Origin of the sequence: Amycolatopsis umgeniensis, assembly GCF_014205155.1 — a bacterium.
In the GTDB taxonomy this organism is placed as follows: Bacteria; Actinomycetota; Actinomycetes; order Mycobacteriales; family Pseudonocardiaceae; genus Amycolatopsis; species Amycolatopsis umgeniensis.
In genome coordinates, this window is record NZ_JACHMX010000001.1 from 5780686 (window position 1) to 5807002 (window position 26317).

The following is a 26317-nucleotide window of genomic DNA, read 5'->3' on the forward strand; positions in this document are numbered from 1 at the left end:
GCGCCATGACCACCCGCGAACAACGGCGCGTGAATCCGCTCGACCTGGTGATGCTCGTCCTCGCCGTGTTCTCCGTCGGGCTGCTCGTCTACGTGACGTTCTTCCCGCATTCGGACGAGACGGCGCACACCGTCTTCATCATCGACACGGCGGTGTGCGGGATCTTCGCGCTGGAATTCCTGTGGCGCTGGCGGCGCAACGGCTGGGAAAAGTGGTTCCCGCTGCGCAACTGGTACGAAATCCTCGGCATGATCCCCATCGCGCATCCGGCGCTGCGCGGATTCCGGCTGCTGCGGATCCTGGTCGTGCTCGTCCGGCTCGCGCGCACGGCCGACCGCGCTTTCGGGGAGCGGTTCACGCAGCGGCTGGTCGAACGGCTTTCGCGGCCGATCGTGCTGGCGATCAAGAAACCGATCACGATCGCGGTGCTCGACGAGGTCGTCAAGGTGGTGGAAACCGGGAACTACCCGCAGAACCTCGCGCGTTCACTCGGCGAGAACCAGACGTTGTTGCGGGGGATCATCGCCGAGAAACTGAAGAGCGACCCGCAGGCGGGACGGCTTTCGAAACTGCCGTTCCACGACGAGGTGGTGCGCTCGGTGATCGACACCGCGATGCGCGTGATCCTCGAGGTGCTGACCGATCCGCGGATCGACGAGTTCTTCGCGCATGTGGTGCGCGAGAACCGGGAGCAGATCCGGACAGCGGTGCAGCTGGGGTTGAACGAGAGGGAAGACGACGAGGAACTGGCCGCGCGGCTGCCGACCAGGCCTCAGCACCAGATGATGGACTGAGCGGGTGGGGGCTGAAGGGGACTTTCGCCGCATGCGACGCGGTGAAGGGAGCTTTCGTCGCGTTACATGCGGGGAAGGGGCCCTTCAGGTCGCTGTGTCCGGACCGGCTACGGCGGGTCGGTGCCGGGGTGAGTAGCACAGTTCGTCCGGATCGCGAAAAGAGCGGGGGACCTTTGCTCTCGCCTGGGCTGCATGTTGTGGCGCGGCTGGGGGCTCGACCACCAGATGAGCCACGAAATCCGGGAAACCCAAGGAATGAACGGTCCGTTCACGTCCCGCCGCGCCGCGTGGTCCGCCGGGTGGGGGCGGCACTCAGCGGGTCTTCCGGCCAGGGATGCTTCGGGTATCGACCGCGGAGATCGGCGCGCACGGCCGCGTAACCGTTGCGCCAGAACGACTCCAGATCGGCGGTGACCGCGGCGGGCCGCCCGGCGGGCGAGAGCAGATGCAGGACGACGGGGACGCCCGCCAGCTCCGGCGTCGCGAGCCAGCCGAACGTCTCCTGCAGTTTCACGGCCAGCACCGGCTGCTCACCCGAGTAGTCGACCCGGATCCGCGAACCCGACGGTACCTCCAGCCTGTCCGGCGCCAGTTCGTCCAACCGTGAAGCTTCCGGCCAGGGCAAGAGCCCGCGCAGCGCGGAACCCGCGTCCAGCGATGCCAGATCCGACCGGCGGCGGGCCGATCCCAGGTCGAGCCAGCTGTCCAAAGTGGACAGCAAGGCGACGGAGTCGACAGCGGGCCAAGGCGAACCCAGCACCCTATGCAGGAAAGACAGCCGCTCGCGCAGCCTTCGCCCGTCCTCCGACCACCGCAGCAGGTCCAGCCCTTCGGTGCGCAAGCCGTCCAGCAGCGCGGCGCGGATCGCGTCCGGCGCGGGTGAGCGCAACGGCTTCTCCGACAGCACGATCGCCCCGAGCCGCCGCACCGAACGCGCCACGACCTCCCCGGCGGACCAACGTACTTCGTCCACCGTCGAAACGAGGTTCGGCGCCGCGCGCACGGCGAGGGCCTCGTCGGCGGGCGCTGCCAGCCGGATGATGCCCTGCGCGCGGCCGGGATCGCGGGTCGCTTCGGCCACCGCCAGCCACTCGACGTCCGCCAACCCGCTGCCGCGCGGCAGTTCCGCCGCCGTGCCACTGGCCATGAGATACACCGGCGTCCCCGCGGAGCGCCGCCGCGCCAGCCGTTCGGGATGCGCCAGCGCCACGACCAGCGCCGGATCGGGGGCGCCGCCGCCGTCGGGTACCAGCTTCACGAGGCGCCGCACGTCGGACTTCCAGCGCTCGTCGCCCCGCACGCGCCGCAGTTCGGCTTCGAGGTCGGTCAGCGTGCCGCCGCTGTCCAGCAGGGCGACGACCTCGGCCGCCGAACGCGCGTTGGTCCGCGCCGCGCCGTCCAGCAACGCCCGGGCCAGCCGCGGATGGAGGCCGAGCCCGGCCATCTTCCGGCCGCGTTCGGTCACCGTCCCGTCCTCCGCTGTCGCCCCGAGTGTGGTCAGCAACGCGCGACCGGCGGCCAGCGCGCCCTCGCCAGGAGGATCCCACCAGGCGAGGCCGGAACCGTCCGGAGTGGACCAGCACGCGAGTTCGAGCGCGAAGCGCGCAAGCTCCGCCGTCCTGATCTCGGGTTCGGGGTACGCGGGCAAAGAACCCTGCTCATGCGCCGCCCAGCACCGGTACGCGCGCCCCGGCGCCTCGCGCCCGGCGCGGCCGGCGCGCTGTTCCGCGACCGCGGCCGAAACCCGGACCGTCGCCAGCCCCGGCAGACCGCGCCGGTGATCGACGCGGGGCACCCGGGAAAGCCCGCAGTCCACCACCGCGCGCACGCCCGGCACGGTCAGGCTGGACTCGGCGACAGACGTCGAGAGCACCACCCGGCGGCGGGCGCGCGGGCGCAGCGCGTCGTCCTGGCTCGCCGCCGAAAGCCGTCCGTGCAGGGGCAGCACGTCGGCGTCCAGGCCGTTGAGCAGGCCGCTCACCCTGGCGATCTCGCCGGCGCCGGGCAGGAAAGCGAGGATGTCACCGTCCCCTTCGGACAGTGCTTTGTGGATCGCGCGGACGACGGTCGCCTCGATCCGCTCGCCGCGCGCGGGTGGGGAGTACGAGACGTCGACCGGATAGGCGCGCGCCCGCGCGGTGATCACCGGCGCGTCCCCGAGCAGGGCCGCCAGCCTGCCGGCGGCCACGGTGGCGGACGTCGCGAGGAGGCGCAGGTCGTCCCGCAGCCCGGCGCGGACGTCCAGCAGCAGCGCGAGCAGCAGGTCCGCGTCGAGATGACGCTCATGGCATTCGTCCAGCAGGACGGTCGAAACCCCGGCCAGTTCGGGATCACCCTGCACCCGCCGGACCAACAGCCCCGAAGTGACCACCTCGACACGCGTCGAAGACGACACCTTCCGATCTCCGCGCACCGAGTAGCCGACCGTCTCACCGACCCGTTCGCCCAGCAGGGACGCCATCCGCGCCGCCGCGGCCCGGGCGGCCAGCCGCCTCGGCTCGGCGACGATCACCCGGCCTTCGCCGCCGGCCAGCGCGAGCGGCACCAAAGTGGTCTTACCGGTTCCAGGAGGCGCGACGAGCACCGCGGTGCCGTGGGCGTTCAGCGCGGCCTCGAGTTCGGGCAGGACGGCGCGGACCGGGAGATCGGGAAGGATCACTGTTCGGTGACCTGCGGCGGGGGCGGGATCCGGTAGCCGGACGGGCCGATGTTGCGGTTCAGCGAGTCGAGCCAGTCTCCCGACGAGATCATCTTCTGGATGGCCCTGGCCACCGCCGCGCGGCCCTCGTCGTCACCCTTGCGCAGGCCGACGCCGTATTTCTCCTTCGAGAACGGCTTGCCGACGACTCTCAGCAGCTCCGGATTCTGTGCCACGTAACCCGCCAGGATGACGTCGTCGGTGGTCACCGCGTCCACCTGTCCGGCGAGCAGCGCCGTGACGCAGTCCTGGTAGCGCGGGTACTCGACGAGCTGGACGGCCTGGGCGAATTTGTCGCGCACCTGCTCGGCCGAGGTGGTGCCGCCCACGGCGCACAGTTTGCGGCCGTTGAGGTTTTCGGGGCCGGTGATGTCGGTCGACCGGAGGCGGACCAGCAGGTCCTGGCCCGTGTCGAAGTAGGGGCCCGCGAACGCGACCACCTGTTTGCGTTTTTCGGTGATCGAGTAGGTCGCCACCATCAGATCCGTGACTCCGGATGTTATGTCCGTCTCGCGGGACGACGGTCTGCTGTCGTGCCAGGTGATGTGATCCTCGTCGACGCCCAATTCGCTCGCGATGTACGTCGCGACGTCGACGTCGAAGCCGACATAGCGGCCGTCGACCGTCCGTTTGGAGATTCCCGGCTGGTCGAAGCGGATGCCGATGGTGAGTTTGTTGGACGCGACGGCGCGTGCGACGAGGGAATCCGCCGGACCCGCCTCCTTGCCGCAGGCCGCCGCTGTGACCAGCATCAAACAGACCGCCAGCAGGGCGCGTCCCCTCATCGGGTGCCTCCGTCCGCCGCCTCACGTTGTTCTCAGGGTCGACGGCTAGCCTAGGCCCGTGCGTAGACCGCCCCAAGTCGTGCTCGACGCCGTGGGCACACTCGCCCGGCTCGGACTGGCCGCCGTTTGGTTGATTTCCGGAGCGCTGAAGATCAGTGATCCGGGGCAGACCTATGTCGCCGTGCAGGCGTTCGACGTCCTGCCGGACGGGCTCGTGCGCCCGGTCGCGATCGGGATGCCGCTCGCCGAACTGGCGCTCGGGCTGTTCCTGCTCGCCGGGTTCGTGACCCGCTGGGTGTCGGTGCTGTCGGTGCTGCTGCTCGCGGTGCTCATCGCCGCGATCGCCCAATCGTGGGCGCGCGGGCTGAGCATCGATTGCGGCTGCTTCGGCGGTGGCGGTCAGATCGCCGCGGATCAGACGCAGTATCCGCAGGAGATCGCCAGGGACCTCGGGTTCGCCCTATTGGGTGTCTGGCTGATCGTGCGGCCGCGGACCTGGCTGTCCGTGGACGGCTGGCTCGGGAACTCTCGGGTCCCCGCCGACGACGACTATGTGGGTATCGCTGAAGGGAACGAATAATCGTGGGTGGAGCTGAGCGCAACGCTCGGAAACGCAAGCAGCAGCAGACGGCCTCGCGCTCGGTGGCGCAGGCAAGGGGCGTCGCGGGCGGCGACAAGAAGAAGGTCGTCGCGATCACGGTCGCGGTGGTCGTGCTCGCCGCGCTGGTGATCGGTGGCGTGATCTGGACGACGTCCAGCAAGGACAGCACCGAGGGCAAGGTGATCGCGGCGCAGACCGGCACCTTGGCGGAGGGGGTCGTGCAGAAACGCGACGGGGCCGTCGTCACTGTCGGCAAGCCCGAAGCGAAGAAGACCATCGACGTCTACGCCGACTTCCTGTGCCCGATCTGCAAGCAGTTCGAGGAGTCGTTCAAGGGACAGATCGAGGAGCGGGTGAACAACGGGACCCTGCAGGTCCGGTATCACATGCTGCCGATGCTCAACCAGCGTTCCGACCCGCCGGGCTACTCGCTGGACTCCGCCAACGCCTCGCTCGCCGCGGCCGACGCGGGCAAGTTCGTCGCCTTCCACGACGCGTTGTTCAAGGACCAGCCGCAAGAAGGCGCGCGCGGATTCGACAAGGCGCAGTTGATCAAGCTCGGCCAGGATGTCGGCATCACCGACCCGGCCTTCGCGACGGCGATCCACACCGGGGTCTACGAGCAGCAGATCCAGGACGCGTACAAGAAGATTTCGACGGATCCGTCGCTGCAGCAGGACTTCGGCAACGGTCCTGGTTTCGGCACGCCGACGGTCGCGTCGAACGGGCAGGTCGTGAAGCTCGAGCCGGACTGGGTGGAGAAGGTCGCCGGCTAGTTTTCGCTTTTGCGCGTGAAGGCCCCCTTCCCTCGGCTCAGCCGAGGGAAGGGGGCCTTCACGCGGTTCGTGACCGGGAGGCGATAGCAAAGGTCCCTTGCTCCCTCCCGCAGGTGGGCGCCGCGTTTAGTCCTCTGGATGCGGTAGTTGCGTGTGCAAGTACCGCATCCAGAGGACTAAACGCGAGGGAGTCAGGGGCGCGAAGAGGCGGCGACGGACGCGAAGGCCTGTACGCGGGCTGTCTCGGCGGAGCGTGGCCAGACGAGGCCCCACTCGACGTCGGGCGAACCGGCGAAGGGCACGAAGCGGATTCGCGGATGGCTGAAGTACTCCCGCGCGTGCGCGGCGAGCGGGCAGATTCCGGCGCCGGTGGCGATCGCGGCGAGCAGTTCCTGAAAGGTCGCGAAGGGTTTGCCTCGGGTCACGGGGTGCCCGGCCGGCGTCAGCCATTGGCGTGGCTCCTCGATCCAGTACGGCTCCGGCGGATGCGCCGCGCGAAGGACGGTGTCGCGAGCGAGGTCGTCCAGGGTGACTGACTTCCGTCGCGCGAAAGGGTGTTTCGACGACACCGCGAGCACCATCGGTTCGGTGTACACGGCCGGTCCGGTCGCGAGATCGGCTTCGTCTACCGGAAGCAGGGTGACCAGAACGTCGATCTCACCCGATCGCAGCATCGCGACCGGGTCGGCGAAATCGGCCTCGCGGATGAGCAGTTCCGTGTCGGGGTAGCGACGCCGGAAGCGGTCCAGCAGATCTTCGGTCAGATCGGCGACGCCGGGGGCCTCGAATCCCAGCCGCAGCACGCCGCCGATCCCGCGTCCGGCGGCGACCGCGCGCTCGACGCCTTCGCGTAGCGCGCGGTACGCGGGGCCGAGGTCGTCCCGCAGCCGTTTGCCGATCGGTGTGAGCTGGACCCGCCTGCTGGTGCGGGCGAACAAGGGCGCGCCGATCCGGCGTTCCACCTGTTTGATCGTCTGGCTCACCCGTGCCTGCGAGACGTGCAACCGCTCGGCGGTGCGGCCGAAATGCAATTCGTCCGCCAGCGCCAAGAAGATCTCGATATCCCGCAGTTCCATAATCCCCAGGTTATCGATTCGGGGCGGTGTCGGTCACCGGGAACCGTCTTTTCCGCAGGTCTAGACCACGCAACCTCTGTCATGCGTTAATTCAAGCCTTGAACTTACGCATGGTGTCGAGGAGGACCCGGATGCGGAGATTCACACTGGGGATACTGACGGCCGCGCTGGTGCTGGGGTCGCACACCCCGGCATTGGCCGGAAACGGCCCCGCTTACCGGGACGCCTGGCGGCCGGTGAAGGTGCGCGTGGCCGATCTGCTGTCGCGTATGACTCTCGACGAGAAGATCGGCCAGATGACGCAGGCCGAGCGGCTCGGGATCAAGGCGCCCGGCGACGTCACCAAGGGCATGCTCGGCTCCCTGCTCTCCGGCGGCAGCTCCCAGCCGACCCCGAACAACGCGGTCACGTGGGCCGACATGTACGACGACTTCCAGAAGGAAGCGCTCGCCACCCGGCTCGGCATCCCGCTGATTTACGGCGTCGACGCCGTCCACGGCCACAACGGGCTCTACGGCGCCACGGTCTTCCCGCACAACATCGGCCTCGGCGCGACACGCGATCCCTCGCTGGTCAAGAAGATCGGCCGCGCGACCGCGGAAGAGGTGTCGGGCACCGGGATCGACTGGAACTTCGCGCCGTGCCTGTGCGTCGCGCGCAACGACCGGTGGGGCCGAACTTACGAATCCTTCGGCGAGGTACCGGAAATCGCGTCCGCGATGACGACGGCCATCGACGGGATGCAGGGCCGTTCGCTGTCCGCGCCCGGATCGGTGCTCGCGACCGCGAAGCACTACATCGGCGACGGCGGTACGACCGGCGGCGATGACCAGGGCGAGACCGACATCAGTGAAGCTGAACTGCGCGCGGTGCACCTGCCGCCGTTCCGCGAGGCCGTCCGCCGCGGCGTCGGCTCGGTGATGATCTCCTACAGCAGCTGGAACGGCCTCAAGATGCACGCCGGTTCTTACCTGATCAACGACGTGCTCAAGGGCGAACTCGGGTTCTCCGGCATCGTGATCTCGGACTACAACGGCATCGACCAGATCGACCGGCAGCCGGGCTTCACCCCGGCCGAGGTCACCGCGTCGATCAACGCGGGCATCGACATGGTGATGGTGCCCTTCGAGTACCAGAAGTTCATGGACACGCTGAAGGCCGAAGTCCTCGCCGGGCGGGTCACGCAGGCGCGGATCGACGACGCCAACAAGCGCATCCTGACCAAGAAGTTCGAACTCGGCCTGTTCGAACGGCCGCTGACCGACCGGCGGTTCCTCGAGACCGTCGGCAGCGACGAGCATCGTGCCCTCGCGCGGCAGGCCGTCCGGGAATCGCAGGTGCTGCTGAAGAACGAGAACCGGGTGCTGCCGCTGGACAAGTCGCGCAACCGGATCTTCGTCGCGGGCAAGAGCGCCGACGACATCGGCAACCAGAGCGGCGGCTGGACGGTCGGGTGGCAGGGCAAGAGCGGACCGGTCACCGAGGGAACGACCATCCTGCAAGGGATCCGGCACACCGCGAAACCCTCGTCCACGGTCACCTTCGACAAGGACGCGAACGGGATCGACAAGTCCTACGACGTCGCTGTCGCGGTGATCGGGGAGACGCCGTACGCCGAAGGCCGCGGTGACAAGCCCGAGGGAATGGGACTCGACGCCGAAGATCTGGCGACCCTGAAACGGCTCCAGGACAGCGGCGTCCCGACGGTGGTGGTGCTCGTTTCCGGGCGGCCGCTGGACATCGCCCGGCAGCTGCCGGAATGGGACGGGTTGATCGCGTCGTGGTTGCCCGGTTCGGAAGGCCAAGGCGTCGCGGACGTGCTCTTCGGCGACTACAACCCCACCGGCAAGTTGCCGGTGACGTGGATGCGCAGTGCTGACCAGCAGCCGATCAACGTCGGCGATGGAAAGTCCGGGCTGTTCCCGTTCGGGTTCGGCCTTCGCTATCGGCATGGGTGGTGAGCAAGATGAAGAAACTCGCGGTCCGGCTCGCTCTGCTGTTCGTTTCGTGTCTCGCACTGGCGTTGGCGCCGGTGACGGCACAGGCGGCACCCGCGTTCAAGGTGCTGGCCTTCTACAACGGCACCTACGACGCGGCGCACATCAGCTTCGTCAAGGAAGCCAACCAGTGGTTCCCGAACACCGCTTCACAGAACAACTTCAGCTACACCGCGACCAACAACTGGAACCAGCTGAACTCGCTGCAGCCTTCGCAGTACCAGGTCGTGCTGTTCCTGGACGACCTGCCGCAGACCTCCTCGCAGCGTGCGGGCTTCGAGCGCTACATGAAGGCGGGCGGCGCGTTCTTCGGCTTCCACGTGGCGGCTTTCAACACCAATCCGTCCACTTGGGACTGGTATCACAACAAGTTCCTCGGCACGGGCGCGTTCAAGTCCAACACCTGGGGTCCGACGACGGCGACGCTGAAGGTGGAGAATCGGCCGCACCCCTCGACCACGCGGCTGCCCGCGACGTTCACCTCGTCGGTGAGCGAGTGGTACGCCTGGAACAGCGACCTGCGCAAGAACCCGGACATCAAGATCCTCGCGTCGGTGGACCCGGTGAGCTTCCCGCTGGGGACCGACCCGAACCAGTCTTGGTACAGCGGGTACTACCCGATTCTCTGGACCAACAACAAGTACAAGATGCTGTACGCCAACTTCGGCCACAACAAGATGAACTACGAGACGAACCAGCTGCTGTCGTCGACCTTCGCCAGTGAGGTGCAGAACCGATTCGTCATCGACGGTCTGCTGTGGCTCGGCGGAAAGCAAACCGCACGACGATGAGCAGGGCCAGCCGGGCCAGATTCGCGCGATGCCATTTCTTGGCGAGCTCTTCGCGGCGGATCCGGTCCGGCTGCTCTTTCAGCAACGTGAGGTTGACCGACCGGACGAGGTGGACCGTGATGCCGGTGGCGGCGGCCGTGCCCGCGGCGGCGGTGACGATCGCCCGGCGGTCGCCGCCGTCGCGCCAGCCGCTCGCGAGCGCGACCGCCGTCGAGGCGATCGTCACCGGCGCCGCCGGGATGAAGTAGCGCGCGGGGCTGCCCCGCTCGAGCAGCCCGGGTGAGCGCTCGCCGACGAGCCTCGGGACGTCGACGACCGCTTCGTAGAGGTTCCCGAAGAACCAGTGAGCCTGGCCGACGGTGGCGATCCGGGCCCAGCGGCCGGTCTTGACCTGCATGAACCCAGACTGCCACAGCGCGGCCGCCGCCCGGCGACACCAAAGGTCCCTTGCTCTCTTTTCGCAGGTCAGAGGCCTCGGCGATACCAAAGGTCCCTTGCTACTCGGCGGCTTCGTGCACTGTGAAGGCCACCTACGTAGGGCGGGGTAGTCAAGGCCTCCTTGCCTACCCTGAAGGTAGTGAAGGGGACCTTCACGGACAGCCACCTCGCCCCGGGTGTCTCACGCGCGGCAGGCGATAGCAAAGGTCCCTTGCTACTCCTCGATGGCACCGCCGACCGACCGCAGGTGTTCGCGGAACGTCAGCGAAGGCGTCTTCGCGCGCTCAGCGAGGAAGTCGGCGAAGCGCACCTGCTCGCGAAGGGACTCTCCGGAGCGGATCCGCTCGGCCTGACGCCGTTCGGTGTCGCGGATGGCCTCGGCGCGATCCAGGACCTCGTCGGCGCGGTCGGCCGGGACGAACAGGACCCCGTCCTCGTCGCCGAACACGAGATCGTCGCGCGTCACCGTCCACTCGCCGACGACGGCCGAGTCCAGCGCGCCGTCCGGGCGTTCGGAGACCGAGAGCGGGCCGGTCGGGATCGAGCCGAGGCTGAAGACCGGCAGGCCGATCTTCTTGATGTCGGCCGTGTCGCGGTGCAGCCCCCAGATGACGACGCCGGCCAGCCCGGCCGCTTCGGCTTCGAGGACGGCTAGGTCGCCGACGCAGCTTTCGTCGAGCCTGCCGCGGTTGTCGACGACGAGGATGTCGCCGGGGTTCGCGGTTTCGTACGCCTCCAGGAAGACGTCGACGCTGCCGACGTGCCGGGCGGGGGTGACCCGCCCGGCCAGCCTGGCGCCGGGGAAGACCGCGTGCGTTCCGGCGGGCGCGCACCGGACCGGGACGCCGGCGCGGACGCACCCGTCGGTCAGATGCGCGGTGGTCAGCAGGGAGAACCGCTGCCGAAGCTCCTCTGGATCCATATCCCGACTTTAGCCACGGCGCCACACCACCGGGGTGTTGCCGCCGCCGTTGCCCTCGAGCGTTCCGGCGATCTCGCCGTTGTCGCCCACGATGGTGCCGTTCGCGTTGCCAGGGGAGGGGAGCGTCGTCACCGGGCCGCCCGGGGACCACACCGTGGGAGTCCTCGGCGAGATCCAGCCGGTGACCAGACCGGACCCGTTGAGCGCCGTCGTGTACATGTTGCCCGGGATCTCCTCGGAGGTGTCGAACGCCGTCCAGAGCCTGTCGCCCAGTTGGGTCGAGGCCAGCACCTTCCCGTTCCGGATCGCGATCCCGCGTGATTCCCGGAGGCCGTCGGGGAGGACGAGTTGCCGCAGCGTCCCGTCCTTCCAGAGCCAGGTGCCACCGACCTGCTCGTTCAGCAGGACGGTGCCGTCCTGGTCGATGTCGACGGGGGTGAGCCGCGGCGGGACGTCCAGCAGCACCGGGTGCGCGTGGTCGCCGGACGGCCAGAAAGCGGCGGTGGAGCCGTAGCGGATGTCGTTGAACACCGTGCCGACGACGTCGCCGCGGTCGTTCGTGCCGAGGGCTTGCGTGTTGTAGTAGCCCGGAACCTTCCCCAAGAACTGGAATCCGCCGTTTTCGAAGGCGAAGGCGTGCTTGGCCGGGTAGCGGCTCCCCTCCGGGTAGTAGACGGCGTTGCCGAGGACCGAACCGGACGCGTTCTCGTCCACCGCTTCGACCGAGAGGTAGCCCGCCGGGATGCCGTGGTCCGCGAAGGTCCCGCCCGCCCAGGTGATCAGCCTCCCGTCGTAGGTCCCCGCGTAGCCCCCGGCGCCGTTCGTGGCGTTCACCCGTGCGATGCCGCCACCGCCGGACGGCAACGGCAGATAGCTCATCGTCCATCCGGTCGCCGACGCCGTCCCCGCCGACAGCAGTCCGGCGGCGACGGTCGCGGCCAGAACCATGCTCGTACGTTTCATCGAAACCCCCAGTCAGTGGTGTTCGACCTGTTTAACGGGGGTACGAGCCGCCCGTCTGCGTCACCTGACACTCAACGTGCCCTAAGTAACATCCGTGCAGGATTGTATGTAAGGGGTTGATAAATACAGACCTGTCTGTATCTTCAGTTTCAGCAGCGACCCGGCAACGACAAGGAGCGTCGTGGTGGCCAACAAGGTGTACGTCGTCGGCGTGGGCATGACGAAGTTCGAGAAGCCCGGACGCCGTGAGGACTGGGACTACCCACAGATGGCCAAGGAGTCCGGGACCAAGGCGCTCGCCGACGCCGGGATCTCGTTCGACGAGGTGCGGCAGGCCTACGTCGGCTACGTCTACGGCGAGTCGACCTCGGGGCAGCGCGCGGTCTACGAGCTGGGCATGACCGGCATCCCGGTGGTCAACGTCAACAACAACTGCTCGACCGGGTCGACCGCGTTGTACCTGGCGGCGGAGGCGATCCGGGGCGGTCGCGCGGACTGCGTGCTCGCGCTCGGTTTCGAGAAGATGCAGCCGGGTTCGCTCGGCTCGACCTACGACGACCGCGAGCAGCCGATGGGCAGGCACCTCCAGGCGCTCGCGGAGATCTCCGAGGTGCTCTTCCCGCCCGCGCCGTGGATGTTCGGCGCGGCGGGCCGCGAGCACATGAAGACCTACGGCACGACCGCCGAGCACTTCGCCAAGATCGGCGAGAAGAACCACCGGCACTCGGTGAACAACCCGTACGCGCAGTTCCAGGAAAGCTATTCGCTGCAGGACATCCTGGACTCGCGGATGATCTACGACCCGCTCACGAAGCTCCAGTGCTCGCCGACCTCGGACGGTTCGGGCGCGGCGATCCTCGTCAGCGAGTCCTTTGTGGACTCGCATGGGCTCGCGGACCAGGCCGTCGAGATCGTCGGGCAGGCGATGACCACCGACTTCGCCAGCACTTTCGACGGGACGGCGAAGAACATCATCGGCCACGACATGAACGTCCAGGCCTCGCGCCAGGTCTACGACCAGGCCGGGCTGGGACCGGAGGACTTCCAGGTCATCGAGCTGCACGATTGCTTCTCCGCCAACGAACTCCTGCTCTACGAAGCGCTGGGACTCTGCGCCGAAGGAGAAGCCGGGAAGCTCGTCGACTCCGGCGACACCACCTACGGCGGCAAATGGGTCGTCAACCCTTCCGGTGGGCTGATCTCCAAGGGGCATCCGCTCGGCGCCACCGGCCTCGCGCAATGCGCCGAACTGACCTGGCAGTTGCGCGGCACCGCCGACAAACGCCAGGTCGACGGCGTCGAAGCTGCGTTGCAGCACAACATCGGACTCGGTGGCGCCGCCGTCGTCACCGCCTACCAGCGCGCCGTGCGCTGATCTCACCGAAAGGAAGAACCATGGGCAAGATCAGTGCCTCCGTCGAACTCCCCGCCGCACCCGACAAGGTCTGGGCGGAGTTCTCCAACCCCAACAACTTCGAGAAGTGGCTGACCATCCACACCAAGTGGAAGGGCGAGGTCCCGGCCGAATTCTCGAAGGGCGCGCAGGCTTCCGAGGTCGTCACGATGCTCGGGATGCCGAACACGATCACCTGGACCGTCGACGAGTTCGAGGCGCCGTCGAAGCTCGCGATCTCCGGGACCGGGATGGCCGGGGTGAAGGTCAAGTTCGAGCTGTCGGTGGAGGCCTCCGGAGACGGCTCGCTCGCCAGCATCGACGCGGAGTTCGCGGGCCAGATGATCATCGGCGCGCTCGGCAAGGCCGTCGAGAAGGACGGCAAGAAGAACCTCGACGCCTCCCTCGAGAACTTCAAGGCGCTGGTCGCGTGACCGACGAGCGGTTCGATCCCGGCGGGCTCGGCAAGTGGACCGACGAGTCCCGGTTCGAGGTGACCCGCGAGCGGCTGATCGAGTACGCGAAGGCCACCAACGACCCGATCCCGGCGCATCTCGACGGGGACGTCGCGAGCCCGGTGTTCGCGATCGTGCCGGTGTTCGAGTCGCTGATGGAACCCGCGCTCGAGGTCGTACCGGTCGGGCTGTTCGGCCGGATCGTGCACGGGGAACAGGAATTCCGGTTCCACCGGCCGATCCGGCCCGGCGACGAGCTCGTTTCGCGAGCGCGGATGACCGGTTACGAGGGCCTGCCGAACGGCACCCGCGGCACCATCCACCTCGAATGCCGGACCGAGGACGGAGACCTCGTCAACGAGCAGTACGTGACGTTGTTCGTCCGCGGGTTCGACACCGGCGAGACGCGGGGCGAACTCGGGCCGGAGCACAAGTTCGACGAAGCGCTGCGCTCACAGGCGCCGGTGGCGGAGGTGAAGCAGCACGTCGACGACGACCAGACGTACCGGTACGCGCCCGCCGCGGGCGACCCGATGCCGATCCACCTCGACGAAGAGGTCGCGAAGGATTCGGGACTGCCGGGGATCATCGCGCACGGCCTGTGCACGATGGCGTTCACGTCCTGGGCGCTGCTGACCGAGGTCGCCGGGTCCGATGTGGACAGACTGAAACGGTTCGCCGTCCGGTTCGCCAAACCGGTACTGCCCGGCCAGGACCTGACGACGCGGATCTGGCGCGCGGGCGCCGGGAGCCACGCGTTCGAAACCACCGTCGGCGAAACCGTCGTGATCAAAGACGGTCTCGCGGAATTCGCGGAGTAGGAGCCAAAGTCATGGGAGCACTCGACGGGCGGGTCGCCGTCATCACCGGCGCCGGTCGCGGGATCGGCCGCGAGCACGCACTGCTGTTCGCGAGGGAAGGCGCGAGCGTCGTGGTCAACGACCTCGGCGGGGCGAACGACGGAAGCGGCGCCGATGTCGGCCCGGCACAGGAGGTCGCCGACGAGATCCGCGCGGCGGGCGGGAAGGCCGTGGCGAACACGGCCAACGTCGCGGATTGGGCGGGCGCCGCCGAGCTGGTCGCGCAGGCGGTGGACGAGTTCGGCAGGCTCGACGTCGTGGTGAACAACGCGGGCATCCTGCGGGACGCGTTCCTTGCCGGACTCGAGGAATCCCAGTGGGATTCCGTGATCGCGGTGCACCTCAAGGGGCACGCGGCGGTGCTGCGGCACGCGTCCGCGTACTGGAAGACGGCGAGCAAGGCGGGTGAGCGGGTGGCGGGGTCGGTGATCAACACCGCGTCGGCGTCCGGCGTCACGCTGCCGAACGCGGGGCAGGCCAACTACGGCGCCGCGAAGGCGGGGATCGCCGCGCTGACCCTGGTCGCCGCCGAGGAACTGGAACGCTACGGCGTGCGCGTCAACGCGATCGCGCCGATCGCGCGCACCCGGCTCACCTTGGCGACGCCGGGGATGGGCGCGATCTTCGCGCAGGAGGTCGAAGAAGGGGAGTTCGACGCGTTCTCCCCGGCCAACATCTCGCCGCTGGTGGCCTACCTCGCGACCGAGAAGTGCCCGATCACCGGCAAGGTGTTCGCGGTGCAGGGCGGCGCGATCTCGGAACTCGCGGGCTGGCACGACGTCAAGGTGATCGAAACCGAGGAAGCCTGGGAGATCGACGACATCGCGGCGAGGCTGCCGTGATCGAGTGGTCCGAGACCGATCTGCTGATCCGGGACGCGATCCGCGAGTTCGTCGACAAGGAGATCCGGCCGCACGTCGACGAGCTCGAAAGCGGGACGCTGCCCCCGTACGACATCATCCGGAAGATGTTCGCCGCCTTCGGCATCGACGCGCTCGCGCGGGAATCGGTGACGAAGCTGTTGGCGAAGGAGGGCGGCTCCGGATCCGGCGGCGGGCTCGCTTTCGGCGGGCAGGAGGCGATGGCGCTGATCGCGGTGAGCGAGCTGGCCGGGGTCAGCCTCGGCATCGTCGCCTCGCTCGGCGTGAGCATCGGGCTGACCGCGCAGACGATCCTGACCAAGGGCACGCAGGCGCAGAAGGAACGCTGGTTGCCGGGATTGGCGACGTTCGAGAAGGTCGGCGCGTGGGCGATCACCGAACCCGACTCCGGCTCGGACGCTTTCGGCGGCATGAAGACGTCGGTGCGGCGCGACGGCGACGGGTATGTCCTCAATGGACAGAAGACGTTCATCACCAACGGCCCGTACGCCGACACGATCATCGTCTACGCGAAGCTGGACGAAGGCAACGGCGCCGACGTCCGCGATCGCCAGGTGTTGACGTTCGTGCTGGACAAGGGCATGCCGGGGCTCACGCAGGGCAAGCCGTTCAAGAAGATGGGCATGATGTCCTCACCGACCGGCGAGCTGTTCTTCAGCGACGCCCGGCTCGGGCGGGACAGGCTGCTCGGCGAATCCGAGACCGGCCGTGACGGTGACAGCAAGGCCGAGGTCAAGTCCGGCTTCGCCGTGGAGCGGATCGGTGTCGCTGCGCTGGCACTCGGGATCATCAACGAGTGCCACCGGCTTTGCGTGGACTACGCGAAGAACCGGAAGCTGTGGGGGCAGGAGATCGGGCGGTTCCAGCTGGTCCAGCTCAAGCTGGCGAAGATGGAGGTCGCGCGGATCAACGTGCGGAACATGGTGTTCCAGCTGATCGAGACGCTGCGCGCGGGCAAGATGCCGACGCTGGCCGAGGCATCGGCGATGAAGCTGTATTCGTCCGAGGCGGCCACCGAGGTCGCGATGGAGGCCGTGCAGTTGTTCGGCGGCAACGGATACATGGCGGAGTACCGCGTCGAGCAGCTGGCGCGGGACGCGAAGTCGCTGATGATCTACGCGGGGAGCAACGAGATCCAGGTGACACACATCGCGAAGGGTCTGCTGGGTCGCTGAAGACGAAGGGGCTCCAAGGGACGCCGTCCCATGGAGCCCCTTCGCGTCACGTCATCCGAGGACGACCGAACGACCCATTCGCACGGCGTCGGCGAGCGACTCCAGCACCGACACGGTGCTGCCCAGGTCGAGGCACGAGTCGGTGATGCTGACCCCGTAGGGCGCCGGGTAGTCCTGTCTTCCCTCCTCGAGGAACGACTCCAGCATGATCCCCGCTATTCCCCGCTCACCGCAGGCGATCCGGCTCGCGATGTCGGCGACGACGCCGGGCTGGCGGCGGTGGTCCTTGCGGGAATTGCCGTGCGACGCGTCCACGACGATCCGGTCCAAGGACTTTTTGGCGCGTAGCCCCTCGATGGCCGCGTCGACGGTCGCCGAGTCGTAGTTGGCCCCGGCCGTAGTGCCGCGGAGGATCAAATGCGCCGAGGGGTTGCCGGGCGAACTTCGCACGACGAGAGCGCCGTGTTCGCTCACGGCCGGGTGCCGCTGCGCGGTGCCGGCGCACTGGATCGCGGCGGTGGCGACGTTCAAGTCACCGTCGAGACCGTTCTTGATCCCGATCGGCATCGGCAGTTGGGACGCGAGCTCCCGGTGCGACTGGCTGGCGACCGTCCGCGCCCCGATGGCACCGTAGCTGAGGAGATCGCTCAGGTAGGGGGCGAGCATCGGCTCGACGAACTCCCCGGCCAAGGGCAGGCCGCTCTCCGCTGCCATGATCAAGAACCGGCGGCCGGTCCGCAGCCCGCCGGCGATGTCTTCGGAGCCGTCGAGCCAGGGATCGTGGAGCAAACCCTTCCAGCCCACAGCGGTTCGCGGTTTCTCCAGGTATGCCCGCAGCACGACGAGCAAGTGGTCCTTCATCGGTTCGGCCGACTTCGCCAGCCGGGCGGCGAAGTCGAGGACAGCGACAGGGTCGTGGACGGAACACGGGCCGACGACGGCCAGCATCCGTCCGTCACGACCGTTGAGGACGTCGGTGATCTCCGAGCGGTGTTCCCGGATTTCGTCGGCGAGCCGGTCGGGAACGGGATGTTCGGCGGCCAGTTCCGCCGGACTCGGCAACAGTTCGTAGGTGGGGATCGTGGTCACTGCGTTCTCCGTTTCTTGGTCCGGGAAACGCCGACGCCGGCAAGGCAAAGAGCCCCGCCAAGGATGGCGAGCAGTGTGGGAACCTCGTCGAGGAAGAGCCAGGACAGCGCGATCACGATCACCGGGACCACGTAGGTGGTCACGCCGAGCTTTCCGGCGGGGGTCCGGGACAACGCGTATGCCCAGGTGTAGAACGCGAGCGCGGTGGGCAGCAAGCCGAGGTAGACCACCGACCAGGTGGCCGACGCCGGTGCGGTGGCCACGTCGTCGATCAGCTGACCGCTGAAGGGAAGGCAGGCGACGGCGCCGACAACGCAGCCGAAGGTCGTGGCCTGCAAAGCGGTGGCGTGGCTCAAAGCCGGTTTCTGAGAGACCACTCCCACCGCGTATCCCGCCGCCGCCAGCAAACACAGCACGACGCCGAGGACACTGGAGGAGCCGTGCTGCGAGGAGAGCCCCACGATCGCGGCGCCCGTGAAAGCGACGACCAATCCGATCACCAGGGGGCGGGGCAGCCCTTCCTTCAGGACGATTCCGGCGAGGATCGCGGCGAAGACCGGGCCGATGCCGACCAGGAGCGACGCCGTCCCCGCGTCGGTGTAGTGCTCTCCCCAGTTCAGCGCGACCATGTACAGGCCGAACCAGAAGACCCCGGCACCGGCTATGCCGGGCCAGGCCTTGCGTGGCGGGAGCGGCATGCGCTTGACCGCCGCGATCGCCCCCAAGGCGAGCGCGCCGACCAGCAGCCTGCCCAAGGCGAGTGATCCGGGCTCAAAGTGCGCACCGGCGAAGCGGATGCCGACGAAGGCGGACGCCCACAGAACCAGCGTGACAGTGATCGCGGCGACGGCCTTGACGTCGATGCCGGCCTCGGTCTCGGTTCGAGTGCTCATCGGACGGCCGCCAGCGTCCGGAGCGCCCGGCGGTCCAGCTTGCCGACCGGCGTGCGGGGAAGGGATTCGACGACGATGATGTCCTCCGGTATCTCGAACCAGCTCAGGTTTTTCTTCGTCAGGGAGCCGATCTCGGCGATCACCTGGTCGGGCTCGGCACCCTCGTCCAGTTCGACGTGGGCGCGGAGCGAAGTCGTGGAGGACTCCCGGCGTACCGAACAGACACCGGCCGCGCGAACGGCGGGGTGACTCACCAAGAGGTCTTCGATCTCGGCGGGATGCACGTTCTGCCCGCCGACGATCTCGATGTCGTCCAGCCGGCCGTGCAAGCGGACGAAACCGTCGGGGTCGACGGTGGCGGCATCGCCGGTCACGTACCAGTCGTCCGGCGTTCGCCGTGGGGTGTCGGAGCCGCGAGCGACCCCGGGTGCGATCGTCGGGCCACGCACCTCCAGCTTGCCCTCCACCCCGGCCGCCACCTCCCGGCGCTGCTGGTCGACGACCCGCATGCGGTACGGCGGAAGGATCCGGCCGATGGTGCCGTCCCGTTGCGAGGACAGGGTGTTCGCGATCAACGCATGCCCGATTTCCGTGGTGCCGAAGATGTTGAGGAATCTGTTCCCGAGCGTTTCGCGGAGCGTGGTTTCGACGCTGTCCGGCAGCGGTTCGCCGGCGACGAGCGCCAGCTTCAGACCGCGGAGTGCCTCGGCGAAGGGGTGCTGGAGCAGCCGCGCGTAGAAGCTGGGCTGTCCGTAGAGCACCGAGACCTGATGCCGCGTGATCAGCTTCAAGGCCTCGGCTTCGGTGAGGCGCTCCCGGCTGAGCACCGTCGAGCCCCCGCGAAGCAGCGGCAACAGGATGGAGTTACCGAATCCGTAAGAGAAGTACATCCGCGAAACGGAAAGGGTGACGTCCTCCGGGGTGAGGTCCACCACCGAGCCGATGGCCTGGTCGTAGACCTCCGGGTCGCCGTGGGTGTGGAAGCAAAGCCGGGGAGTCCCCGTCGTGCCGGAGGTGAAGAAGGCGAACGCCGGCGTATCCGCGCGAGCGGCGGCGTACTCTGTCGCCGGCTCGTGGTCGAGGAGCTGTTCCGGCGTGACCGGGCTGACCTGCTCGAGGCCCGGTGTCCCCGGTTCCGCGATGGTCAGGAACGGGCTCGCGGTTTCGACCGCGCGCCGGATGGCCGCCTCGTGGATGAGGGTGTTGACGGGGATCGCCACGGCCCCGAGCCGAATCGTGCCGAGGACGGCCTGCACGAGTTCGACACTGTCGGGAAGCAGCAGCAGGACACGGTCTCCCGCCTTCACCCCGTGTGCGGCCAGTCCGCCGGCGCATCGTGCCGAACCGGCGTACAACTCCGCGTAAGAAACCGCCACGTCGCCTGCCTGGTAGGCGGTCCGCCCCGACCAGCCGTTTTCGTCGGCGAGTTCAGCTAGGCGAAAGGCCAGGTTCATTGGACTATCGCCTCGATTTCGACGAGGAGATCGGGACGGCAGATGTCGACGTTCAAATAGACGACCCGCGCATCGGGAGAAAAGACTTCCTTGCACCGTGAGCGGACGAAGGGGATATCTTCGGGACGGCTCACATAAACCTTGATCAGGTCCAGGTCCTGGAGGGTGTAACCGCCTTCCGGCCGAACTTTCCCCAGATTTTCCGTGCTGATCAGTGTCGCGATGTTCTCCAAGGTGACATCGACCTGTCCCGAGATGTCTCCCTTGTGCACGGTTTCATCGCCGATGATGCTCGCGGTCCCGGAAATGTACAGGATTCCGTCGGTGAAGGTGGCTCGCGCGAAGCTCGGCGCTTTGGGGCCGTAGCTGTCCGGATAGTGGTAGGCCGGGGTCTGGCGGGGGTTCTCCAGGTGGTGCACCTCGGCGTCGGCGCGTCCGGAGATGAAGTACAGGTACACGCCGTTGCCACGGGTGCCGATGCCGGTGGCCGCCGGGATGTGGAGGATCCTGCCCGCCCACAGGGCGAAGGCCTCGGCCCGGCCGGCGCAGAAATCGCGGTAGATCTCCATCCCGTCCGCGTTTTCGTCGATGATGCCGCCGACCAGGTTCCACATCCGCAGGATGTTCGGATAGCCGAGGCGGGTGGCGAGTTCGAAGGCGGAGTCGTAGGCGATCCTGGCCGCGTCGCGATAGACGTCGCGCTCGCTGACCTGCACGGAGCAGAACAGATGGCGGCCGTCCACGGCGTAGACCAGGTTGCCTTCCTTGCCAGCCACGACCGGGCCCGAAGCGGCGAAAACCTCGTGGAATCCCGGTTCGGTCTCCGTGGTCATCGGTACGCCCACCGTCGGCACGCCGTGGTGCAATTCCGGGGCGAACCCATTCTTTTCGAATGCAACGCGGGCAAGAATGTTCTGACTGTCCGATTTTTCTCCTGACTGCTCGAACTTCATGTTCGGCCTTGTGTCTTTCGGTGAGTTGAGCAGGTCGACAAACCCCGACATCTGAATTCCCCTCAGAACAAGAGTCGCAGCTCTGCTGTCCGCGTCTTTGCGTGAAGTGTCTGGGCCGAGCTGGCCGATCGGAAATGTATCCGTATCCCGGCCGCAAGGTCAACTGCTGATAGGGAAAATGGGAATCGCCCGAATGGACCCTTGAAATACCGGGATGTCGGAGCTCGGAAGATCTTCCCGGGTTCCCGTGCGGGAACCCCTACGATTTCAGCGACGAGGCCGGGGGATCGGTACTGAAAACGCTTTTCGGTCCAGGGGGCTCGAGTGCGCGAAGTCTCTTAGCCTGCCCTTAGGAGCACTCAAAGTGCCCTACTGGCTTACGCCATCCGTCGGCAGATGGCCGTGAGACAAAGGAAAGCCCCCTTGCTCGCGCCTGGCGAGAGCAAAGGGGCTTCCTGTAGGGCAGGGTGCCAGGCCGGGGCGAAGGGGGCTTTCGCCGCATCGCACGCAGGAAAGCTCCCTTCGCGTCACCACCCGGTCCCGGTCGCCCGGTGGGGTCAGTCGCGTTCGATGAGGTGGCCCACGACCTCGGGACCCGGGTGAGCGTGGCCGGAGCCGTCGCGGCGCGGGTCGATTTCGGGCAGTTCCACGGGGTCTCCGTTGCGGGCGGCACCGGCCGGGCGCGGGCCGATCCAGCCGACGACCAGCCGCGTCTCGCCCTTGAGGAACCGCTGAGCGCGGACCCCGCCTGTCGCGCGGCCCTTGGCCGGGTACTCGTTGAACGGCGTCACCTTCACGCTCGCGCCTGTCGCGGTGACGACCATCGGCTCGCCGTGTTCGGCGTCGTCCGTGCGGACGGCGGCGAAGAACACGGCCTCGGCGTCACCGTTCAGGTTGATCCCGGCCATACCGCCGCCCTTGAGGCCTTGCGGCCGCACGAGGGAAGCGGCGTAGCGCAGCAGTGACGCCTCGGACGACAGGAACGCCAGAGTCTCGTTGCCGTCGGTGAGCCAAGTGGCGCCGACGACCTCGTCGCCGTCCTTCAAACTGATCACGTCGAACTCGTCCGAGCGGACCGGCCATTCCGGCGCGCACACCTTCACGACGCCGAGTTTCGTGCCGAGCGCGAGACCCGGGGAGCCGGCGGCCTGCTCGCCGAGCGGTGCCAGCCCGATGACGTGTTCACCCTTTTCCAGCGGTACCAGTTCCTTCGCGGCCATCCCACCGCGCAGCGAGACGGTGCCCGCCTGCTCGGGCAGCACCGGCAGCGGCAGCACGTCGGTCTTGAACGCGCGGCCGCGGTTGGTCACCAGCAGCACCTGACCGCGTGCGGTCGAGTGCACGACGGCGGACACCGAGTCGTGTTTGACGCGGCCGTTGCGCCGCCGCACCTCCGACGCCTCCTCCGATTCCGCGGCGGTCCGCGCCACCAGGCCGGTGGCGGAAAGGATCACCTGGCACGGGTCGTCGGTGACCTCCAGTGGACCGGACGGCTTCGACGCGGCGAGGACCTCCTTGAGGTCGCCGTCGATCAGCGCGGTGCGGCGTTCGGCCGGGGAGTCCTTGGCGACCTTGGCCAGCTCGGCCGAGACGACCTTCTTCAGCACTGTCTCGTCGTCGAGGATCTTCGACAGTTCGGCGATCTCGTCGCGCAGCTTGTCCTGCTCGGCCTCGAGTTCGATGCGGTCGTACCTCGTGAGCCGCCGCAGCGGGGTGTCCAGGATGTACGTCGCCTGGATCTCCGAGAGCTTGAACCGCTTCATCAGGCCGTCCTTCGCGGCCGCGGCGTTCTCGCTCTCGCGGATCAGCTTGATCACCTTGTCGATGTTGAGCAGGGCGGCGAGCAGGCCCTCGACCAGGTGCAGGCGCTCTTCGCGCTTGCGGCGGCGATAGCGCGTGCGGCGGGTGACGACTTCGTAGCGGTGGCTGAGGAAGACCTCCAGCAGCGCTTTGAGCCCCAGCGTCTGCGGCTGTCCGTTCACCAGTACCAGGTTGTTGATGCCGAAGGACTGCTCCAGCGGGGTCAGGCGGTACAGATCCGCCAGCAGCGCCTGCGGGTTCACGCCGACCTTGCATTCGACGACCAGCCGCGTGCCGTTCTCGCGGTCGGTGAGGTCCTTGACGTCGGCGATCCCGGTGAGCCGCTTGGACTTGTTGACCTCGTCGGTGATCTTCTCGATCACCTTCTCCGGGCCGACGCCGTACGGCAGTTCGGTGACGGTGATCGCCTGGCGGCCGCGGCTGCCCTCCAGCGGCCCCGTTTCGGCGCTGGCGCGCATGCGCACCACGCCGCGGCCGGTCTCGTACGCGCGGCGGACCTCGTCCAAGCCCAGCAGCGAACCACCGGTCGGCAGGTCGGGGCCTGGGACGAACTCCATCAGCTTGTCGAGGGTGGCGTTCGGGTGGTTGATCAGCCACCTCGCCGCCCCGATGACCTCTGTCAGGTTGTGCGGGATCATGTTGGTCGCCATCCCGACCGCGATCCCGGAAGTGCCGTTGACCAGCAGGTTCGGGAAAGCCGCGGGCAGCACCGACGGCTCTTCGAGCGAACCGTCGTAGTTCGGCCGGAAGTCGACGGTGTCCTCGCCGAGCTCGCCGACCAGCAGCATCGCCTCGGGAGACAGCCGCGCCTCGGTGTATCGCGAGGCGGCGGGGCCGTCGTCGGGAGAGCCGAAGTTGCCGTGCCCGTCGATCAGCGGGACGTTGAGCGAGAAGTCCTGTGCGAGCCGGACCATCGCGTCGTAGATCGCCGTTTCGCCGTGCGGGTGGTACTTACCCATCACGTCGCCGGTCACCCGCGCAGACTTCACGTACGCGTGCGTCGGCCGGTAGCCGTTCTCGTTCATCGAGTACATGATCCGGCGGTGGACCGGCTTCAGCCCGTCCCGCGCGTCCGGGAGGGCCCGCGAATGGATGACGGAGTAGGCGTACTCCAGGTACGAGTCCTCGATCTCCGTCTTCAGCGAGTTGTCGAAGACGTTCGCGCCGGGCTTGTCGAACGCTGACGGGTCGACCTTGGTGGTGGTGCCCTTACGGCGTGCCATTGCTCAAAGCTCCTTGAATAGCAACGAAATCAGGCGTCGATGGCTTCGCGGTCGACCCGGTCGGAGGATTCGACCAGCCAGTTGCGGCGCGGCTCGACCTTCTCGCCCATCAACAGTTCGAGCGCGTTCTCCGCGGCTTCGACGTCGTCGAGGGTGATCCGGCGGACCGAGCGGGTGGCCGGGTTCATCGTGGTGTCCCACAGTTCGTCGGCGTCCATTTCGCCGAGGCCCTTGAACCGCGGCACCGGCGTGACGATCTGCTTGCCCGCGCGCTCCAGCGCGGCGAACTTGGTCTCCATCTCCTTCTGGGTGAAGGTGAAGTGGGTCTCCGGGTTGCGGCCCTTGGTGACCAGTTTGTGCAGCGGCGGCATCGCGGCGTAGAGCCTGCCGTCCTCGATGACCGGCCGCATGTACTTGGCGAACAGCGTGATCAGCAGCGTCCGGATGTGCGAACCGTCGACGTCCGCGTCGGCCATCAGGATCACCCGGCCATAGCGCATGGTCGTGAGGTCGAACGTGCGTCCGCTGCCCGCGCCGAGCACCTGCACGATCGAGGCGATCTCGGCGTTCTTCAAGGTGTCGCCGAGCGACGCCTTCTGGACGTTGAGGATCTTGCCGCGCAAGGGAAGCAGCGCCTGGTACTCCGACACGCGAGCCATCCGCGCCGAACCGAGCGCGCTGTCACCCTCGACGAGGAACAGTTCGCTGCGGGAGACGCCGGTGGTGCGGCAGTCGACCAGCTTCGGCGGCATGGCCGCGCCCTCGAGCGCGGTCTTGCGCCGGGCGGCGTCCTTCTGCTGCTTCTGGGTGAGCCGGACGCGTGCCGCGTCGACCACCTTCTGCAGCACGATCTTCGCCTCGGACTTGGTCTTGCGCTCTTCGGTCCAGGCGCGGATGTGCTTGTCGACGATGCCCTGGATGACGCGGGTGATCCCGGCGGTGGACAGTTCGTCCTTGGTCTGCGACGTGAACTGCGGTTCCGGCAGCCGGACGTGGACGACCGCCGTCATGCCTTCGAGGACGTCCTCGACCGTCGGCATGTCCTCCTTGGGCTTGAGCAGCCCGCGGGTTTTGGAGATGGCGTCCTGCAAGGACTTCAGCACGGCGCGGTCGAAGCCGCGCCGGTGCGTGCCGCCGTGCACGTTGCGGATGGTGTTGGTGAAGCACTCCACCGTGCGCTCGTAGCCGGTGCCCCAGCGCAGCGCGACCTCGATCTCCGCGTGACGCTCCACATTGGACTGCATGACACCGCTGGCGTCGGCGGCGTTCTCCTTGTACGTGCCCTCGCCGTTGATGATCAGCGTGCCACAGACGGGCTTTTCGCTGTCCGGGGCGAGGAAGTCGACCATGTCGGCGAGGCCGTTGGGGAAGTGGAAGGTCTCTTCGCTGATCGAGTCGTCGACGGCGGTGCGCAGGATGTACGTGACGCCGGGGACCAGGAAGGCGGTGTTGCGCATCTTGGCGCGGACGCCTTCGACGTCGAGCACCGCGCCGGTCTCGAAGTAGCGCGAGTCGTACCAGTACCGGATCGACGTTCCGCCGCGCTCGCCGCGCTTCATCTTCCCGGTGATGTTCAGCCCGGACCTGCGGGTGAACTTCGCCTTCGGGCCCGGCCCGTCGAACACGCCGGGGACGCCGTGCGCGAACGACATCTGGTGGACCTTGCCGTCCTGCTTCACGGTGACGTCGAAGCGGTGCGACAGCGCGTTCACCGCCGAAGCGCCGACGCCGTGCAGGCCGCCGGAGGTCTTGTAGCCCGAGCCGCCGAACTTGCCGCCGGCGTGCAGCCTCGTCAGCACCAGCTCGACACCGGACAAACCGGACTTGGCGTGGGTGCCGGTGGGGATGCCGCGGCCGTCGTCGTCGACCTGGACGCTGCCGTCGGCGTGCAGGGTGACCACGATCTTCGCGGCGTGACCCGCCACACCTTCATCGGTCGAGTTGTCCACGACCTCGGAGAACAGGTGGTTGATGCCGCGGCTGTCGGTGGAGCCGATGTACATCCCGGGGCGCTTGCGGACCGCTTCCAGACCCTCGAGATGCGTCAGGTCGTCGGCCCCGTACAGGGTCTCAGCAGTCACTGGGTCTTTCTCCTGGAGTCGTGGCTCGCGAACTTGCTCGTGACGGTGGCGTTCAACGCGACACCGTACTGGAGGATATCCGTCCCCTCTGACAGTTAGTCTTCTCCAGCGCCCTCGGTGTGGCGAACAGCCCTGTCCCGATGGCCGGGTCACGGCCGCCGAATCGATTTCCTCGTCTCGCGGATGAGGCGATATCGT

Annotated in this window: 22 protein-coding genes; 10 read left to right on the forward strand and 12 right to left on the reverse strand. The window is 67.7% G+C overall.

Going from position 1 to position 26317, the window contains the following annotated elements; genetic code table 11:
* Positions 1-5: 5 nt before the first annotated feature.
* Positions 6-794 (forward strand): ion transporter, encoded by a 789-nt coding sequence (locus HDA45_RS27460; RefSeq protein WP_184900048.1) that lies wholly within the window; start codon positions 6-8, stop codon positions 792-794.
* 268 nt (positions 795-1062) lie between these two features.
* Here HDA45_RS27460 and hrpB read toward each other — a convergent pair whose 3' ends face one another.
* On the reverse strand, positions 1063-3453 hold the full coding sequence (gene hrpB / locus HDA45_RS27465) for an ATP-dependent helicase HrpB (RefSeq protein ID WP_184900050.1): 2391 nt from the start codon (positions 3451-3453) through the stop codon (positions 1063-1065).
* Positions 3450-4277, reverse strand: coding sequence for a glutamate ABC transporter substrate-binding protein (locus tag HDA45_RS27470; RefSeq protein ID WP_184900052.1), 828 nt, complete (start codon positions 4275-4277; stop codon positions 3450-3452). The genes hrpB and HDA45_RS27470 overlap by 4 nt, the downstream gene beginning before the upstream one ends.
* A gap of 91 nt (positions 4278-4368) precedes the next feature.
* Here HDA45_RS27470 and HDA45_RS27475 point away from each other — a divergent pair, with 91 nt between their 5' ends.
* Together HDA45_RS27475 and HDA45_RS27480 are read left to right on the forward strand one after the other, a co-directional pair.
* The gene (locus tag HDA45_RS27475; protein ID WP_184906101.1) at positions 4369-4857 is read left to right on the forward strand and encodes a MauE/DoxX family redox-associated membrane protein; all 489 of its coding nucleotides are present in this window, start codon (positions 4369-4371) and stop codon (positions 4855-4857) included.
* A 2-nt stretch (positions 4858-4859) separates the two neighbouring features.
* Positions 4860-5654, forward strand: a complete 795-nt coding sequence (locus HDA45_RS27480) for a thioredoxin domain-containing protein (protein WP_184900054.1) — start codon at positions 4860-4862, stop codon at positions 5652-5654.
* A 191-nt stretch (positions 5655-5845) separates the two neighbouring features.
* On the opposite strand, the gene HDA45_RS27485 is transcribed toward HDA45_RS27480, so the two are convergent.
* Positions 5846-6730 carry a LysR family transcriptional regulator gene (locus tag HDA45_RS27485; protein ID WP_184900056.1) on the reverse strand — a complete coding sequence of 295 codons (885 nt, stop codon included), beginning with the start codon at positions 6728-6730 and terminating at the stop codon, positions 5846-5848.
* Between the two features lie 131 nt (positions 6731-6861).
* Here HDA45_RS27485 and HDA45_RS27490 point away from each other — a divergent pair, with 131 nt between their 5' ends.
* Entirely contained in the window at positions 6862-8691 is a 1830-nt protein-coding gene (locus tag HDA45_RS27490) for a glycoside hydrolase family 3 protein (RefSeq protein ID WP_184900058.1), read from the forward strand.
* 5 nt (positions 8692-8696) lie between these two features.
* Positions 8697-9518, forward strand: a complete 822-nt coding sequence (locus HDA45_RS27495) for a ThuA domain-containing protein (protein ID WP_184900060.1) — start codon at positions 8697-8699, stop codon at positions 9516-9518.
* Here the strand turns inward: HDA45_RS27495 and HDA45_RS27500 are convergent.
* From HDA45_RS27500 to HDA45_RS27510, 3 genes are all read right to left on the reverse strand, one after another.
* Positions 9469-9915: an anthrone oxygenase family protein gene (locus HDA45_RS27500; RefSeq protein WP_184900062.1), complete on the reverse strand. Its 447-nt coding sequence runs from the start codon at positions 9913-9915 to the stop codon at positions 9469-9471. The genes HDA45_RS27495 and HDA45_RS27500 overlap by 50 nt on opposite strands.
* A gap of 255 nt (positions 9916-10170) precedes the next feature.
* Positions 10171-10878, reverse strand: coding sequence for an RraA family protein (locus HDA45_RS27505; protein ID WP_184900064.1), 708 nt, complete (start codon positions 10876-10878; stop codon positions 10171-10173).
* Between the two features lie 9 nt (positions 10879-10887).
* Entirely contained in the window at positions 10888-11841 is a 954-nt protein-coding gene (locus HDA45_RS27510; RefSeq protein ID WP_246480804.1) for a hypothetical protein, read from the reverse strand.
* 181 nt (positions 11842-12022) lie between these two features.
* On the opposite strand from HDA45_RS27510, the gene HDA45_RS27515 reads away from it, so the two are divergent.
* From HDA45_RS27515 to HDA45_RS27535, 5 genes are read left to right on the forward strand one after another with little or no spacing between them, the layout of a single operon-like run.
* Positions 12023-13216: a lipid-transfer protein gene (locus tag HDA45_RS27515; RefSeq protein WP_343072161.1), complete on the forward strand. Its 1194-nt coding sequence runs from the start codon at positions 12023-12025 to the stop codon at positions 13214-13216.
* 20 nt (positions 13217-13236) lie between these two features.
* On the forward strand, positions 13237-13668 hold the full coding sequence (locus HDA45_RS27520) for a type II toxin-antitoxin system Rv0910 family toxin (protein WP_101612668.1): 432 nt from the start codon (positions 13237-13239) through the stop codon (positions 13666-13668).
* Positions 13665-14510 carry a MaoC/PaaZ C-terminal domain-containing protein gene (locus HDA45_RS43075; RefSeq protein ID WP_184900068.1) on the forward strand — a complete coding sequence of 282 codons (846 nt, stop codon included), beginning with the start codon at positions 13665-13667 and terminating at the stop codon, positions 14508-14510. The genes HDA45_RS27520 and HDA45_RS43075 overlap by 4 nt, the downstream gene beginning before the upstream one ends.
* An 11-nt stretch (positions 14511-14521) precedes the next feature.
* Entirely contained in the window at positions 14522-15391 is an 870-nt protein-coding gene (locus HDA45_RS27530; RefSeq protein WP_184900070.1) for an SDR family oxidoreductase, read from the forward strand.
* On the forward strand, positions 15388-16605 hold the full coding sequence (locus tag HDA45_RS27535; protein ID WP_184900072.1) for an acyl-CoA dehydrogenase family protein: 1218 nt from the start codon (positions 15388-15390) through the stop codon (positions 16603-16605). The genes HDA45_RS27530 and HDA45_RS27535 overlap by 4 nt, the downstream gene beginning before the upstream one ends.
* Positions 16606-16656: 51 nt before the next feature.
* On the opposite strand, the gene HDA45_RS27540 is transcribed toward HDA45_RS27535, so the two are convergent.
* The 6 genes from HDA45_RS27540 to HDA45_RS27565 form a co-directional block, all read right to left on the reverse strand.
* Entirely contained in the window at positions 16657-17694 is a 1038-nt protein-coding gene (locus tag HDA45_RS27540; protein WP_184900074.1) for a 3-deoxy-7-phosphoheptulonate synthase, read from the reverse strand.
* Positions 17691-18587 carry a DMT family transporter gene (locus HDA45_RS27545; RefSeq protein WP_184900076.1) on the reverse strand — a complete coding sequence of 299 codons (897 nt, stop codon included), beginning with the start codon at positions 18585-18587 and terminating at the stop codon, positions 17691-17693. The genes HDA45_RS27540 and HDA45_RS27545 overlap by 4 nt, the downstream gene beginning before the upstream one ends.
* Entirely contained in the window at positions 18584-20041 is a 1458-nt protein-coding gene (locus HDA45_RS27550; RefSeq protein ID WP_184900078.1) for a class I adenylate-forming enzyme family protein, read from the reverse strand. The genes HDA45_RS27545 and HDA45_RS27550 overlap by 4 nt, the downstream gene beginning before the upstream one ends.
* Positions 20038-20994: an FkbO/Hyg5 family chorismatase gene (locus tag HDA45_RS27555; protein ID WP_246480805.1), complete on the reverse strand. Its 957-nt coding sequence runs from the start codon at positions 20992-20994 to the stop codon at positions 20038-20040. The genes HDA45_RS27550 and HDA45_RS27555 overlap by 4 nt, the downstream gene beginning before the upstream one ends.
* A gap of 557 nt (positions 20995-21551) precedes the next feature.
* A complete protein-coding gene (locus HDA45_RS27560) occupies positions 21552-24038 on the reverse strand; it encodes a DNA gyrase/topoisomerase IV subunit A (protein WP_184900082.1) in 2487 nt (828 codons plus the stop codon).
* 29 nt (positions 24039-24067) lie between these two features.
* Entirely contained in the window at positions 24068-26119 is a 2052-nt protein-coding gene (locus HDA45_RS27565; RefSeq protein ID WP_184900084.1) for a toprim domain-containing protein, read from the reverse strand.
* Positions 26120-26317 lie beyond the last annotated feature (198 nt).